The organism is Stenotrophomonas sp. PD6 (assembly GCF_049199305.1).
Taxonomy (GTDB): domain Bacteria; phylum Pseudomonadota; class Gammaproteobacteria; order Xanthomonadales; family Xanthomonadaceae; genus Stenotrophomonas.
This window is the reverse complement of the sequence record NZ_JBLZQD010000007.1, coordinates 179,895-194,963: the sequence shown is the minus strand read 5'-3', so window position 1 is coordinate 194,963 and position 15,069 is coordinate 179,895. Positions and strand designations below refer to the sequence as shown.

General features: G+C 66.3%; 12 protein-coding genes and 1 pseudogene. 10 read left to right on the top strand and 3 right to left on the bottom strand.

The features are described 5' to 3' along the window. Positions 1 to 138: 138 nt before the first annotated feature. The 3 genes and pseudogenes from ACOZHM_RS12345 to galU all read left to right on the top strand — a co-directional run. Positions 139 to 906 (top strand): annotated as a pseudogene (locus ACOZHM_RS12345) (lipopolysaccharide biosynthesis protein); the annotation flags it as partial. Between the two features lie 16 nt (positions 907 to 922). After that, positions 923 to 2,830: a polysaccharide biosynthesis protein gene (locus tag ACOZHM_RS12340; RefSeq protein ID WP_421569616.1), complete on the top strand. Its 1,908-nt coding sequence runs from the start codon at positions 923 to 925 to the stop codon at positions 2,828 to 2,830. Next, entirely contained in the window at positions 2,827 to 3,711 is an 885-nt protein-coding gene (gene galU, locus ACOZHM_RS12335) for a UTP--glucose-1-phosphate uridylyltransferase GalU (RefSeq protein ID WP_421569615.1), read from the top strand. Before ACOZHM_RS12340 ends, galU begins: the two co-directional genes overlap by 4 nt. Before the next feature lie 132 nt (positions 3,712 to 3,843). Here the strand turns inward: galU and ACOZHM_RS12330 are convergent, their stop codons facing one another. From ACOZHM_RS12330 to ACOZHM_RS12320, 3 genes are all read right to left on the bottom strand, one after another. After that, complete coding sequence (locus tag ACOZHM_RS12330; protein WP_421569614.1) at positions 3,844 to 5,052, bottom strand: acetyl-CoA C-acyltransferase; 1,209 nt, start codon at positions 5,050 to 5,052, stop codon at positions 3,844 to 3,846. A gap of 19 nt (positions 5,053 to 5,071) precedes the next feature. Then, the gene (locus ACOZHM_RS12325; protein ID WP_421569613.1) at positions 5,072 to 7,444 is read right to left on the bottom strand and encodes a 3-hydroxyacyl-CoA dehydrogenase/enoyl-CoA hydratase family protein; all 2,373 of its coding nucleotides are present in this window, start codon (positions 7,442 to 7,444) and stop codon (positions 5,072 to 5,074) included. Between the two features lie 100 nt (positions 7,445 to 7,544). Continuing rightward, positions 7,545 to 8,210 carry a TetR/AcrR family transcriptional regulator gene (locus ACOZHM_RS12320; RefSeq protein WP_421569612.1) on the bottom strand — a complete coding sequence of 222 codons (666 nt, stop codon included), beginning with the start codon at positions 8,208 to 8,210 and terminating at the stop codon, positions 7,545 to 7,547. Positions 8,211 to 8,440: 230 nt separating this feature from the next. Here ACOZHM_RS12320 and ndk point away from each other — a divergent pair, with 230 nt between their 5' ends. The 7 genes from ndk to der are packed head-to-tail and all read left to right on the top strand — an operon-like array spanning position 8,441 to position 15,055. Next, positions 8,441 to 8,866 (top strand): nucleoside-diphosphate kinase, encoded by a 426-nt coding sequence (gene ndk, locus ACOZHM_RS12315; protein WP_038688788.1) that lies wholly within the window; start codon positions 8,441 to 8,443, stop codon positions 8,864 to 8,866. 10 nt (positions 8,867 to 8,876) lie between these two features. Further along, positions 8,877 to 10,082, top strand: a complete 1,206-nt coding sequence (gene rlmN, locus ACOZHM_RS12310) for a 23S rRNA (adenine(2503)-C(2))-methyltransferase RlmN (protein ID WP_421569611.1) — start codon at positions 8,877 to 8,879, stop codon at positions 10,080 to 10,082. Then, on the top strand, positions 10,069 to 10,866 hold the full coding sequence (pilW, locus tag ACOZHM_RS12305) for a type IV pilus biogenesis/stability protein PilW (protein ID WP_421569610.1): 798 nt from the start codon (positions 10,069 to 10,071) through the stop codon (positions 10,864 to 10,866). Before rlmN ends, pilW begins: the two co-directional genes overlap by 14 nt. Before the next feature lie 6 nt (positions 10,867 to 10,872). Further along, positions 10,873 to 11,739 carry a helix-turn-helix domain-containing protein gene (locus ACOZHM_RS12300; RefSeq protein ID WP_421569608.1) on the top strand — a complete coding sequence of 289 codons (867 nt, stop codon included), beginning with the start codon at positions 10,873 to 10,875 and terminating at the stop codon, positions 11,737 to 11,739. Positions 11,740 to 11,798: 59 nt separating this feature from the next. Beyond that, positions 11,799 to 12,437, top strand: coding sequence for a YfgM family protein (locus tag ACOZHM_RS12295; RefSeq protein WP_421569606.1), 639 nt, complete (start codon positions 11,799 to 11,801; stop codon positions 12,435 to 12,437). After that, positions 12,437 to 13,645 carry an outer membrane protein assembly factor BamB gene (gene bamB, locus ACOZHM_RS12290; protein ID WP_421569604.1) on the top strand — a complete coding sequence of 403 codons (1,209 nt, stop codon included), beginning with the start codon at positions 12,437 to 12,439 and terminating at the stop codon, positions 13,643 to 13,645. The genes ACOZHM_RS12295 and bamB overlap by 1 nt, the downstream gene beginning before the upstream one ends. A 12-nt stretch (positions 13,646 to 13,657) precedes the next feature. Continuing rightward, a complete protein-coding gene (gene der / locus ACOZHM_RS12285) occupies positions 13,658 to 15,055 on the top strand; it encodes a ribosome biogenesis GTPase Der (RefSeq protein WP_421569602.1) in 1,398 nt (465 codons plus the stop codon). Positions 15,056 to 15,069 lie beyond the last annotated feature (14 nt).

Here is a 15,069-nt window from a genome sequence, read left to right as displayed (position 1 = left end):
CCCAAATCGGCGGGGCCCGCAAACTTGGACTAACACCGGGGCCGGGTCCCACCCACGGGGGGCCCCCGCCCCGGGGGGGGGGGGCCCCCCCCCCCGCCCCCCCCGGGGGGGGGGGGCGGGGGGGGGGCGGGGGGGGCGCCCGCCGCCAGGGTCCCGCTGCTGGTGTTCGGGCTGGGGTTGGTGCTGGTCGCCGGGATCGGCTGGTGGGACGACCATCGGCCGCTGCCGGCGGTGCGCCGGCTGCTGGTGCACCTGGTCGCCGCGGCGCTGCTCGCCGGGCTGGTCTGGCAGGCGACCGGCAATCCCTGGCAGGCCCTGCTGGCCCTGCTGTTTACGACCTCGTTGATCAACATCTGGAATTTCATGGATGGCATCAACGGCATTGCCACCAGCCAGGCCGTCCTCGCCGGTGTCGCGTTCGCCTTGGTCCTGCCCGGTCCGCTGGCCCTTGCCGGTATTGTGCTGGCGCTGGCCTGCCTGGGCTTCCTGCCGTTCAATTTCCCGCGTGCGCGGATCTTCATGGGCGACGTCGGCAGTGGCGCGCTGGGCTATGCCGTGGCGGGTCTGGTCTGCCTGGCCAGCGTGGCCACCACGGTGTCCTGGCTGCTGCTGCTGGTGCCGCTGACGGCCTTCCTCGTGGACGCGGGCTTCACACTGCTTTCGCGCATCCTGTCCGGACAACGATGGATGGAGGCCCACACCCAACATCTGTATCAGCGTGCCGTCAAAGGTGGTGCAGGGCACACTTCGATTACCGGAATGTATTTTGTTTTTGGTTTGTTCAGTATTACAGTGTTTAATGCTTGCAAGAATTTGCAGCCGAGGTGGGAGGCTGCCGTGGCCCTAGCGTGGATAGCCCTCGCGACCGGTCTTTGGCTACTCCTGCGCAAGGGAATGCGCAACTAGAAGGATTGCTTGTTTTATGACGCCTTGGCAGGACCGCTTCACGAGTCTGCTTCCCCGTGCCGCCATTGTGGTCCACGACCTGTTCATGGTCTGGGCGTGCTGGCAGTTGCTGCATGCTGGCCGCTATTCGATGCTGGCCGATGCCCCCTCGCTGCCGCTCTGGAACATCGACACCTCGCTGGTGCTGGTGATCCAGGCCGTGGTGTTCTGGCGGGTGGGTCTGTACCGCGGCCTCTGGCGGTTCGCCAGCGTCGCCGACCTGCTGCACATCTTCAAATCCAGCTTCATCGGGCTGCTCGCCATCGTGGTGGTGCTGGCCTACAAGCGCTTCAACGGCGTGCCGATGTCGGTGCTGGTCATTTATCCGTTCGCGCTGTCGGCGCTGCTGGGCGCGCCGCGCCTGCTGTACCGGGCATGGAAGGACTACCAGGCGCTGCAGTCCGACGCGACCGCGCGCCGGGTGCTGATCCTGGGCGCCGGCCAGGCCGCCGAGGCGCTGGTCCGCGACCTGCGCCGCTCCGGCGACTTCGAGCCGGTGGGCCTGCTGGACGATGCGCCGCACCTGCAGGGCGCCAAGCTGCAGGGCCTGCCGATCCTGGGCACGCTGGACGATGCCGCCTCCGTGGTACGCGAAACCGCCGCCAAGCTGCTGGTCATCGCCATCCCGTCGCTCGACGCGGCGGGCATGCAGCGCGTGGTGGCCATCTGCGAAAGCACCGGCGTGCCGTTCCGGATGGTGCCCAAGCTCAATGACGTGCTGCTGGGCCATTCGTTGCCCGGCGAGCTGAAGGAAGTGGCGATCGAGGACCTGCTCGGGCGCAAGCCGATCCTGCCGGACTGGTCGTTGATCCGCGGCTGGCTGGGCGGGCGCACCGTGCTGGTGACCGGCGCCGGTGGCTCGATCGGGTCGGAACTGTGCCGCCAGTGCGCACGCCATGGGGCAGGGCGGATCGTCCTGCTGGAAATGAGCGAGCTGCTGCTGCTCACCATCGAAGCCGAGCTCAAGCGCAGCTTCCCCGACCTGGTCGTGGAAGCGGTGCTGGGCGACTGCGGCGACCCGGCGGTGATCCGCCACGCGCTGTCGCTGTCGCAGGTGGACGCCGTGTTCCATGCGGCCGCCTACAAGCAGGTGCCAGTGTTGGAGCGGCAACTGCGCGAGGCGGTGCGCAACAACATCCTGTCCACCGAGACGGTGGCGCGGGCCTGCGTCGAGGCGCGGATCGAGCATTTCGTGTTCATCTCGACCGACAAGGCGGTGGATCCGGTCAACGCGCTCGGCGCCAGCAAGCGCTACGCCGAGATGATCTGCCAGAGCCTGGACCAGAAGACCAGCCACACCCGCTTCGTCACCGTGCGCTTCGGCAACGTGCTGGCCTCGGCGGGCAGCGTGGTGCCGGTGTTCCGCGAGCAGATCCTCAAGGGCGGCCCGGTCACGGTCACCGACCCGGAAGTGACCCGTTACTTCATGACCATTCCCGAGGCGTGCCAGCTGATCCTGCAGGCCGCCGCGTCGGCGTCGCATGGCGCGATCTATACCCTGGACATGGGCGAGCCGGTGCCGATCCGGGTGCTGGCCGAACAGATGATCCGGCTGGCCGGCAAGCAGCCGTACAAGGACATCGCGATCATCTACACCGGGCTGCGTCCGGGCGAGAAGCTGCACGAGACGCTGTTCTATTCCGACGAAGACTACCGCCCCACCTCGCATCCCAAGATCCTGGAGGCGGGCGTGCGCACCTTCGCCCGTGAGCAGGTGCTGGGCAACGTGCCGCGCCTGCGTGAGGCGATCGCCAACTACGATACCGACGCGATCAACAGCATCCTGTTCGCGACGATGCCGGAATTTGCGCCGCTGCAACAGGACGATCACGTAGAGTCGGCTAAAGTCCTTCCCTTTCCGGCACGAGAGGCCAACAGGCTGTGACGAGCAAGCGCATTCGCAAGGCAGTATTTCCGGTGGCGGGGCTGGGGACCCGGTTCCTCCCCGCAACCAAGACGGTACCGAAGGAGATGCTGCCGATCATCGATCGGCCGCTGATCCAGTACGCCGTCGATGAGGCGATCGAGGCGGGGTGCGACACCCTGATCTTCGTCACCAATCGCTACAAGCATGCCGTTGCCGACTACTTCGACAAGGCCTACGAGCTGGAGCAGAAGCTCGAGCGCGCCGGCAAGACCGAATTGCTGGAACTGGTGCGCAACGTGCTGCCGGAAGGCGTCCGCGCGGTCTTCGTGACCCAGACCGAAGCGCTGGGCCTGGGGCATGCGGTACTGTGCGCCAAGTCGGTGGTCGGCGACGAACCGTTCGCGGTCCTGCTCCCGGACGATCTGATCTGGAATCGCGGCGACGGCGCCCTGAAGCAGATGGCGGACCTCAATGCGTCCACCGGTGCCAGCGTGATCGCGGTTGAAGACGTGCCGCATGAGAACACCGCCAGCTACGGCATCGTGGCCACCGAGGCCTTCGATGGCCGCAAGGGCCGGATCGCGCAGATCGTGGAGAAGCCCAAGCCCGAAGACGCGCCGAGCGATCTGGCGGTGGTGGGACGCTACGTGCTCAGCCCGAAGATCTTCGAGCTGCTCGAAGCCACGGGCAAGGGTGCCGGCGGCGAGATCCAGCTGACCGACGCCATTGCCGCGCTGCTGAAGACCGACGAGGTCGATGCCTATCGCTTCGAAGGCACCCGCTTCGACTGCGGCACCCATCTTGGCTTGGTCGAGGCGACCATTCGCTTCGCGCTGGAGAACCACAAGCTGGCCAAGCCGGCGCGCGAGAAGCTGACGCAGATGCTGGCTGAAGACTGATCGCGACGCGATCAATCAAATAAAACAAAACGGGCGGCCCAAGGGCCGCCCGTTTTGTTTTGGGGAACCGGTCAAAGCCGATTTCTCCATCGCCGGCAGGTACCGACCGTTGGTCGGTACCCACGTGGCCCCTTACAGCGATTCGAAAATACCCGCCGCGCCCATGCCGGTGCCGATGCACATGGTGACCATGCCGTACTTCTGCTGGCGACGGCGCAGGCCGTGCAGCAGGGTGGCGGTACGGATGGCGCCGGTGGCACCGAGCGGGTGGCCCAGGGCGATGGCGCCGCCCAGCGGGTTGACCTTGGACGGGTCCAGGCCGCAATCGCGGATCACCGCCAGCGACTGCGCGGCGAAGGCTTCGTTGAGCTCGATCCAGTCCAACTGGTCCTGGGTCAGGCCGGCCTGCTTGAGCGCCTTCGGAATCGCGGCAATCGGGCCGATGCCCATGACTTCCGGGCGCACGCCGGCGACCGAGAAGCTGACGAAGCGGGCCAGCGGGGTCAGGCCATAGTCCTTGACCGCCTGCTCCGAGGCCAGCAGCACCGCGCCGGCGCCATCGCTCATCTGCGAGGAGTTGCCGGCGGTGACCGTGCCACCAAACTGGCCGTTGCGGAACACAGGGCGCAGTTTCGCCAGGCCTTCGGCGGACGAATCCAGGCGCGGGCCTTCGTCGGTGTCGATGATGCGGTCACGGGTGATGATGCGACGGCCGTCGGCCAGGTCGGGCTGGCGGGTACGCACGTCGTACGGGCTGATTTCGTCCTTGAAGTCACCGTTCTGGATCGCAGCGATGGCCTTCTGGTGCGAGGCGAGGGCGAAGGCGTCCTGCTCTTCGCGCGAGACCTTCCACTCTTCGGCGACCTTCTCGGCGGTGATGCCCATGCCGTAGGCGATGGCGACGTGGTCGTTGTCGAACACGCTCGGTGCCATCGCGATCTTGTTGCCCATCATCGGCACCATCGACATCGACTCGGTACCGCCGGCCAGCATCAGGTCGGCGTTGCCCAGGCGGATCTGGTCGGCCGCCATGGCCACGGCCTGCAGGCCGGAGGAGCAGAAGCGGTTGACCGTCTGCGCGGCGATGGTGTCCGGCAGGCCGGCCAGCAGCACGCCGATGCGCGCCACGTTCATGCCCTGCTCGGCTTCCGGCATGGCGCAGCCGATGATGGCGTCGTCGATGCGGTTGACGTCGATGCCCGGGGCCTGTGCGACCACGGACTTGAGCACGTGGGCGAGCATGTCATCGGGGCGGGTGTTGCGGAACACGCCCTTGGGCGCCTTGCCGACCGGGGTACGGGTGGCGGCGACGATGTAGGCGTCCTGGATTTGCTTGGTCATTGTGGTGATCTCTTATAGGTCAGTTGCGCAGCGGCTTGCCGGTCTTGAGCATGTGCGCGATGCGCGCCTGGGTCTTTTCCTGCTGGGCCAGTTCGACGAAGTGCTTGCGCTCCAGCGTGAGCAGCCATTCCTCGTCCACCAGCGTGCCGCGGTCCACTTCGCCGCCGCACAGCACGGTGGCGATGCGCACGGCGATCTCATAGTCGTACGGGCTGATGAAACGGCCTTCCAGCATGTTGACCAGCATCATCTTGAAGGTGGCGATGCCGACGTCGCCGGCGACCTGGATGCGGCGGGCCGGCATCGGCGGACGGTAGCCGCCTTCGGCCAGCGCCTGGACCTCGGTCTTGGCGATGTACAGCGCCTCGAAGCTGTTGAACACGACCTTGTCGGTCGCGCGCATCAGGCCCAGCTCCTGTGCATTGACCGCGGAGTTGGAGACCTTGGCCATCGCGACGGTCTCGAAGGTCTTCTTCAGTTCGGCGAACACGTCGCCGCCCGGACCGGCCGCCTGCGACGCGCGCACCGCCAGTTCCTTCAGGCCGCCACCGGCCGGCAGCAGGCCCACGCCGGCTTCCACCAGGCCGATATAGCTTTCCAGTGCGGCAACGCTCTTGGCGCTGTGCATCTGGAATTCGCAACCGCCGCCCAGGGCCAGGCCGCGCACGGCGGTGACCACCGGAACCAGCGAATACTTGATCGCCTGGCTGGTGCGCTGGAAGTTGTGCACCATCTCTTCGAACTGGTCGACCTTGCCGGCCTGCAGCAGGCCCAGCGCGCCGGCCAGGTCCGCACCGGCGGAGAAGGGTTCCTTCTGCTGCCAGATCACCAGGCCCTTGAAGCCCTGCTCGGCGCGCTTGATCGCTTCCTGCAGGCCGTTGAGCACGTGGTCGGAAACGGTGTTCATCTTGGTCTTGAAGCTGACCACTGCGATGCCGTCGCCGTCGTGCCACATCCGCACGCCGTCGTTCTCGAACACGGTCTCGCCCGGGCTGAAGGTTTCACCCAGCAGCGGATCCGGGAAGCGCTGGCGCTGGTACACCGGCAGCGACGAGCGCGGCAGCTTGGCGTTGCGCGACGGGCTGTAGCTGCCCTCGGCGGCGTGCACGCCGTCGCGGCCATCGAACACCCAATCCGGCAACGGCGCATTGCTCATGCTCTTGCCGGCGACGATGTCATCGGCGATCCATTGCGCGACCTGCTTCCAGCCGGCGGCCTGCCAGGTTTCGAACGGGCCGAGCGACCAGCCGTAGCCCCAGCGGATGGCCAGGTCGACGTCGCGCGCGGTCTCGGCAATGTCGGCCAGGTGGTAGGCGCTGTAGTGGAACAGGTCGCGGAAGGTCGCCCATAGGAACTGTGCCTGCGGGTGCTGGCTTTCGCGCAGCTTGGCGAACTTTTCGGCCGGGTTCTTGATCTTGAGGATGTCGACCACTTCCGGCGCGGCGCTACGGTCGGCCGGACGGTAGTCCTGCTTCTCCAGGTCCAGCACGACGATGTCCTTGCCGACCTTGCGGAAGATGCCCGCGCCGGTCTTCTGGCCCAGCGCACCCTTGGAGATCAGCGCGTCCAGCCACTTCGGCGAGGCGAAGTACTGATGCCACGGATCGTTGGGCAGGGTGTCGCCCATGGTCTTGATGACGTGCGCCATGGTGTCCAGGCCGACCACGTCGGAGGTGCGGTAGGTCGCCGACTTCGGGCGGCCGACCAGCGGGCCGGTCAGGCCATCGACTTCATCGAAGCCCAGGCCGAACTGCTGGGTGTGGAAGATCGTGGACAGGATCGAGAACACGCCGATGCGGTTGCCGATGAAGTTCGGGGTGTCCTTGGCGTACACCACGCCCTTGCCCAGGGTCGTGACCAGGAAGGCTTCCAGGCCCTCCAGCACGGCGGCATCGGTGGTGGTGGCCGGGATCAGCTCGGCCAGGTGCATGTAGCGCGGCGGGTTGAAGAAATGCACGCCGCAGAAGCGGTGGCGCAGCTGCTCGGGCAGCACGTCGGCGAGCTTGTTGATGCCCAGGCCCGAGGTGTTGGAGGCCAGCACGGCGTGGTCGGCCACGAACGGCGCGATCTTCTTGTACAGGTCCTGCTTCCAGTCCATCCGTTCGGCGATGGCTTCGATGATCAGGTCGCAGTCCTTGAGCTGTTCCAGGCCCGTCTCGTAGTTCGCCGGGGTGATCGCTTCGGCGTAGGACTTGCTGGCGAGCGGGGCAGGGCTGAGCTTGCCCAGGTTGGCGATGGCCTTGAGCACGATGCCGTCGGCCGGACCTTCCTTGGCGGGCAGGTCGAACAGCACGGTGTCGACGCCGGCGTTGGTCAGGTGGGCCGCGATCTGGGCACCCATGACGCCGGCACCCAGCACGGCGGCGCGGCGGACTAGCAGGGAATTGGACATGTCGATAAGCCTTTGTTGGTCTGGCAGCCGGGCAGAGTCCGGCTCTTCGGGTTGAACCGGCCGGGCAGAGCCCGGCTCTACGGGTGGAAAAATTCCGGCGTTACGGGGTGGAAAGGGAAGCCGTCGCCGTGGGCGTGGGGGCCGCGCTGGCGCGGAACCCGGCTTCGACGAAATGGATCAGTTCGTGGGCGGCATGGGCACGATGCGCCGCTTCGGTGACACCGGCGGGTCGCTTGATCAGGCCGAAGTCGGCCATCGCATAGGTCAGCGAGCCGGCCAGGAAGTCCAGGCGCCAATACAGCTCTTCCTTGCTCAGCCCGGGCACGCAGGCGGCAATGGCCTTGCCGAATTCGCGCAGCACGTGGCCGTAGTGGTCGGAGAGGAACTTGCGCAGGTTGTCGTTCTTTTCCGCGTAGGCCCGGGCGATCACCCGCACGAAGGCGCCGCCGCTCTGGCGGTCCTGGGCCATGGCCAGGGCCGGTTCGACGAATGCGGCCAATACCGGACGCAGCTGGCCGGGGTGCTCGCGGCGGGCCGCCTCCAGCTGGGCGAGGCGGGCGGCGGTCATCTCGTCCATGCGCCGGCGGAACACCTCATTGACCAGGTTTTCCTTGGAGCCGAAGTGGTAGTTCACCGCCGCGATGTTCACATCGGCCTGGCTGGTCACCTGGCGCAGCGAGGTGCCGGCGAACCCGTGCTGGGCGAACAGCTCCTCGGCGGCGCCGAGAATGCGGTCCTTGGTGGAGAAGTGAGCGGGCTTGGCCATGGGCGGGACAGGGTTCAATCAAACGATTGTTTGATATTAGACCCGGCCGGGTGGGTTGGCATGCTGCGGCGCAGCAGGGGAGGGGGATCGTTCATCAACCCGGGCGTGGCACGGCGACGCCAGAGGTTGTAGAATTACGCCACGTATATAGGCTAAGCCCGCGTTTTGACGCGGGTTTTTTTCATGTTACTCTCGGGCCGATCAGTGGCCCGCCCAACGGAGAATTTCCCATGGCGCTGGAGCGCACCCTTTCCATCATCAAGCCGGACGCCGTCGCCAAGAACGTCATCGGTGAAATCTACGCCCGCTTCGAGAAGGCTGGCCTGAAGGTCGTGGCTGCGAAGTACAAGCAGCTGTCGCGCCGCGAAGCCGAGGGCTTCTACGCCGTGCACCGCGAGCGTCCGTTCTTCAACGCGCTGGTCGAGTTCATGATCTCCGGCCCGGTGATGATCCAGGCGCTGGAAGGCGACAACGCCGTCCTGGCCCACCGCGACCTGCTGGGTGCAACCAATCCGAAGGAAGCTGCCGCGGGTACCATCCGCGCCGACTTCGCCGAATCCATCGATGCCAATGCCGCCCACGGCTCGGACTCGGTCGAGAATGCCGCGATTGAAATCGCGTACTTCTTCGCCGCGACCGAAGTGGTCTCGCGCTGAGAGTAATGCCGTGAACGAGGTCGTACAGACAACCGCCATCCCCGTCGTGCTCGATCAGGGCGCGCCGGTGGCCAAGCAGAACCTGCTCGACCTCGATCGCGAGGGTTTGGAGCGCTTCTTCGCCGAGAAACTCGGCGAAGCGCGCTACCGTGCCCACCAGGTGATGAAGTGGATCCACCACCACTACGTGACCGATTTCGACCAGATGACCGACCTGGGCAAGGCGCTGCGCGCCAAGCTGCAGCAGCATGCCGAGGTCCGCGTTCCCAACATCGTGTTCGACAAGCCTTCGGCCGACGGCACCCACAAGTGGCTGCTGGCCATGGGCACCGATGGCAAGAACGCAATCGAAGCGGTCTACATCCCGGACAAGAACCGCGGCACGCTGTGCGTGTCCTCGCAGGTCGGCTGCGCGCTGAACTGCACGTTCTGTTCGACCGCCACCCAGGGCTTCAACCGCAACCTCTCCACCGCCGAGATCATCGGCCAGGTGTGGGTTGCCGCGCGCCACCTGGGCAACATCCCGCACAAGCAGCGTCGCCTCACCAACGTGGTGATGATGGGCATGGGCGAGCCGTTGATGAATTTCGAGAACGTCGTGCGCGCCATGAGCGTGATGCGCGACGACCTGGGCTACGGCCTGGCGAACAAGCGCGTGACCCTGTCCACCTCCGGCCTGGTGCCGCAGATTGACCGGTTGTCCGCCGAGAGCGACGTGTCGCTGGCGGTGTCGCTGCACGCGCCGAACGACGCGCTGCGCGAGACGCTGGTGCCGCTCAACAAGAAGTACCCGATCGTGGAGCTGATGGCCTCGTGCGCACGCTACCTGCGCGCCAACAAGCGCCGCGAATCGGTCACCTTTGAATACACCCTGATGAAGGGCATCAACGACCAGCCCGAGCATGCCCGTCAGTTGGCGCGGCTGATGCGCCAGTTCGACAACGCCGTGCAGACCTCGCACGCGGGCAAGGTCAACCTGATTCCCTTCAATCCGTTCCCGGGCACCCGCTACGAGCGTTCGGGGGACACCGAGATCCGGGCGTTCCAGAAGATCCTGCTGGATGCGCAGGTGCTGACCATGGTGCGCCGCACGCGTGGCGACGACATCGATGCCGCCTGTGGCCAGCTCAAGGGCCAGGTCATGGATCGCACGCGCCGCCAGGCCGAGTTCAACAAGACACTCCAGGATGGGAAAAGCCGGGATGCCGCTGCCTGACCTCCGATTGCCAGCCGTTGTTTTCGTCGCGCTGGCATTGGCCGGGTGTGGCAACAAAGGCGTCAAACCCATCAGCGCACCCTTGGGTGTTGCGCCCGAGTATGTGGCCCGCGACAACGCCGATACCCGGCGTCGGGTGAGTTACCAGGACCAGGTGACCCTGTCGGCCGAGGCGTACCGCGCCGGTGCGATGGACGTTGCCGAAAAGCGGGCACGTTCGGCGCTCAAGCTCGACGCCAATCGTCCCGATGCCTACATGATGCTGGCCACGCTGGCCAGCCAACGGGGCGCCGACGCCGAGGCGGGCACCCTGTACCTGAAGGCGGCCGAGCTGGCCCCCAACAGTGGTGAAGTCCTCAACAACTATGGCGCCTGGCTGTGCACGCATGGCCGTGCCAGCGAGGCATTGGCCTGGTTCGACCGGGCACTGGCGACGCCGGGCTATGCCACCCCGGCCGCAGCGCTGGCCAACGCAGGCGGCTGCGCGCTCGAGGCCAACCAGCCCGAGCGGGCCGCGCGGGACCTGCGCAAGGCGCTGTCTCTGGACCCGACCAATGCCTACGCGCTCGAGTCGCTGGCCCGCAACGAGTTCGCCCAGGGCCGCTTTTTCGAGGCCAGGGCCTTCGTGCAGCGGCGTCTTGCGGCTGCACCGGCAACACGTTCCGTGTTACAACTTGCCTCTCAAATCGAGGCGCAGTTAGGTGACACAGTGGCATCCGGTCGCTATCTGCAGCGAATTCGCGACGAATTTCCGCAGGATGCGGCTCCTAATTCCCGGGGTTGAAGCATTGTGATTGATGACCAGACTGTGAATGCTTTTGATACTGCCGCCGGATGCGGGGCACGCCTCCGTGAGGCGCGGGAAGCGGCAGGACTGACGCTCGAGACGGTAGGGCAGCAGTTGCGCATGCCGGTGCAGGTGGTGAAGTCGCTGGAGGCCGAGCAATGGGAGCGCCTCGGTGCGCCCGTGTTCGTCCGCGGCCAGCTGCGCAGTTATGCGCGTCTGCTCAAGGTCGACCTGGGCGATGTGCTGGAGCAGTCCCGGATCGGGCCGGTGGTGCCGCCGCAGCTGGTCAGCCATACCCATACCCCGCGTGCGCGCCGCATCGCCGAGAGCCTGGGGCGCCGCGTGTTGTACGTCGGGATCACCGCCGTGCTGGCGGTGCCGGTCTGGTTTGCCACCCGCGGCCATTTCGACAGCGCGTCCAGCGGTCCCAGCACCGCCTCGCTGGATGTGATTCCGGCAGCGGTCCCGGTGGTCGGCTCTGCCGAACCGGCCTCCACGAACGCGCCTGCTGCCGCACCCGCGGCGGCGCCTGCCGCGCCGTCGGCGCCGTACCTGGCCTCGCTGACCCCGGTGCCGCGTACCGCCTCCGCTGTGTCTGCGCCAACCGGGGCGCTGGAACTTCAGTTCAAGGGCGACAGCTGGGTGGACATCGCCGCCCCCGATGGCAGCACCGTCGAGAAGGCGCTGATCACATCCGGCGAGACGCGCAGGTTTACTCCGGGCCAGGTCGGCCGGATGACGCTGGGCAATGCGTCTGCGGTGGAGGTTCAGCAGGCCGGCACTATCGTCGACCTTTCGCCGTACCAGCGAGCCAACGTGGCACGCTTTACGGTATCCTCTGACGGCTCCGTGGCTCCGGTTTCACACTGAGCCGCGTTTCCCAATTCAATTCAAACAGTCCCTCCTGACAGGCAGGGGCGAGAGTACGCATGGCGATCGACGACCTGCTCGACGAGCACGAACAAAGTGAACGCGTCCGCAGCTGGCTGCGGAACAATGGTGTGAGCATCATCGCCGGCGTGGCGATTGCCATCGGCGGCATTGCCGGCTGGCAGTGGTGGCAGAAGGAGCAGGGCAACGATCTGACCGGCGCCAACGCCCAGTACCAGACCGTGCTCAAGCACCTCCAGGACAAGAAACTGGACGAGGCGGCCAAGGGCGTGAAGGCCCTGGAAGGCGGCAAGGCGAGCATCTACGCCGATCTGGCCTCGCTGCAGCTGGCCAAGGCCCAGGTGGACGCGGGCAAGAACGAAGACGCGCTGGCGACCCTGCGCGCGATCAAGGCCGACCCCGAATTCAAGCCGGCGATCGACCAGCGCATCGCGCGCCTGCTGATCGCCACCGGCAAGACCGATGAGGCGATCAAGCAGCTCGGCAGCGCCAGCGACAGTGCCAGCCTGGAAATCCATGGCGACGCGTTGATGGCGGCGGGCAAGCGTGATGAAGCCCGCGGGCAGTATGAGAAGGCGCTCAAGACGCTGGACGTGGCAGCGCCGCAGCGGCGCCTGCTGGAAACCAAAGTGATGGATGCCGGTGGCACCGTCACCGATCCTGCGGAGTCGGTGTAATGAACCAGATGGTCATGATCAAGCGCGTAGCCACCCTCGTCCTGATGGGCGTGGCGTTGTCCGGCTGCACCACCGTGAAGGGCTGGTTCGCCGGCAAGGACGCGGAAGCCAAGAAGGCGCAGGAGCCGGCCGAGCTGGTGAAGTTCGAGCCGACCGCCAAGGTCGACCGGATCTGGAGCGCCAACGTCGGCAAGGGCGAAGGCCGCATCGGCGTGCGCCAGGGCCCGGTGGTTGCTGATGGCCGCGTCTACGCGGCGGCGATCTACGGCGGCGTGCATGCGCTGGATCTGCAGACCGGCAAGACGATCTGGACCTACCAGCCGGCCAAGGTCAAGAAGCAGGACAAGCTGCGCCTGTCCGGCGGCCCGGGCGTTGGCGAAGGCCTGGTGGTGATCGGCACGCTCGACGGCCAGGTCATTGCCCTGGATGCCAACGACGGTTCCGAGAAGTGGCGGGCCAAGGTGCCCGGCGAAGTGATCAGTGCGCCGGCTGTGGGTCAGGGCATCGTGTTCGTGCGCAGCAACGACGGCCGGGTGACCGCCTTCGATGCGAGCAACGGCACCCAGAAGTGGTTCAACCCGCGTGAGCTTCCCGCGCTGACCGTGCGCGGCAACGCGCCGGTGGTGGTGGGCCCGGGCGTGCTGTTCATCGGCAACGATGACGGCAGCGTGGCCGCGCTGGCCATGCAGGACGGCCGCACCATCTGGGACCAGATGGTCGCCAACGGCGAAGGCCGCACCGAGCTGGAGCGCATGTCCGACATCGACGGCGCGCCGGTGCTGGAAGGCAACACCCTGTTCGTGAGCAGCTTCAAGAGCCAGACCATGGCGATCGAGGGCCCGACCGGCCGTCCGCTGTGGGCGCGCGATCATGGCGGCGGCGGTGGCCTGGCCCTGACCTCGGGCAATGTGTTCGTGACCGATAACAAGGGCGGCGTGTTCGGCCTGGACAAGGCCAGCGGCACCGCCATGTGGTCGCAGACCGGCCTGGCCCGGCGCTCGCTGACCGGTCCGGCCATCCAGGGGGATTACGTTGTAGTCGGTGACTACAAGGGATACCTCCACTGGCTGCGGACGGATAATGGTGAACTGGCCGCGCGCGCCAAGAGTGGCGGCGACGCCCTGCTGGCGCAGCCGGTGGTCGCCGATGGGATTCTGCTGGTGCAGAACGTTGATGGAAAGCTGACCGCATTCCGGTTGGCACAATAAGGAGTTACCGCGATGCTGCCCTTGGTCGCCCTGGTTGGACGGCCGAATGTCGGCAAGTCCACCATTTTCAATGCGCTGACCCGTACCCGTGACGCCCTGGTCCATGACCAGCCCGGCGTCACCCGGGACCGCAACTATGGTGTTTGCCGTCTTGACGAGGACAACCCTTTCCTCGTCGTCGACACGGGCGGTATCTCGGAGGATGAGGAAGGTCTGGCCGGCGCTACCGCCGACCAGGCCCGCGCTGCCGCTGGCGAAGCCGACCTCATCGTGTTCGTGGTCGATGCCCGTGATGGCACGTCCGCGCTGGATGACGAGATCCTGGCCTGGCTGCGCAAGCTGTCGCGGCCGACGCTGCTGCTGATCAACAAGATCGACGGCACGCACGAAGACACCGTGCTTGCGGAGTTCGCCCGCTACGGCTTCAGCGAAACGCTCACCATGTCCGCCGCGCATCGTCAGGGTCTGGACGACCTGCTCGAGGAAGTGGTGCAGCGCCTGCCTGAAGAGGGCAGCGCCGAGGAGATGGATAACGATCCGAACCGGATGCGCATTGCCTTCGTCGGCCGCCCCAACGTGGGCAAGTCGACGCTGGTCAACCGCATCCTTGGCGAGGAGCGGATGATCGCCTCCGAAGTGCCCGGCACCACCCGCGACTCGATCGCGGTGGACCTGGAGCGTGACGGGCGCGAATACCGCCTGATCGACACCGCCGGTCTGCGCCGCAAGGGCAGGGTGGAAGAGGTGGTCGAGAAGTTCAGCGTCATCAAGACCCTGCAGGCCATCGAGCAGTGCCAGGTGGCGGTGCTGATGCTGGACGCCGGCGAAGGCGTGACCGACCAGGACGCCAGCGTGCTGGGTGCGGTGCTGGATGCCGGCCGCGCATTGGTCGTGGCGATCAACAAGTGGGACGGGTTGACCGACTACCAGCGCGAACAGGCCGAGGCGCTGGTGGCGCGCAAGCTGGGCTTCGTGCCGTGGGCCGAAGTGGTGCGCATCTCGGCCAAGCATGGCTCGGGCCTGCGCGAGCTGTTCCGTGCGGTTCACGCGGCGCATGCCTCGGCGACGCACGAGTTCAGCACCAGCGAAGTCAACAAGGCGCTGGAAGTGGCCTATGAGACCAACCCGCCGCCGGCGATCCGCGGGCATGTCTCCAAGCTGCGTTACGTGCATCCGGGCGGCTCCAATCCGCCGACCTTCATCGTGCACGGTACGCGCCTGAAGGATCTGCCGGAGTCGTACAAGCGCTACCTGGAGAACTTCTTCCGCAAGCGCTTCAAGCTGGTGGGCACGCCGGTGCAGTTCATCTTCCGTGAGGGTGCCAACCCGTACGAAGGCAAGAAGAACGTGCTGACCGACCGCCAGATCGCCAAGAAGAAGCGCCTGATCAAGCACGTAAAGGGCCGCTGAAAAACGGCGCCGCC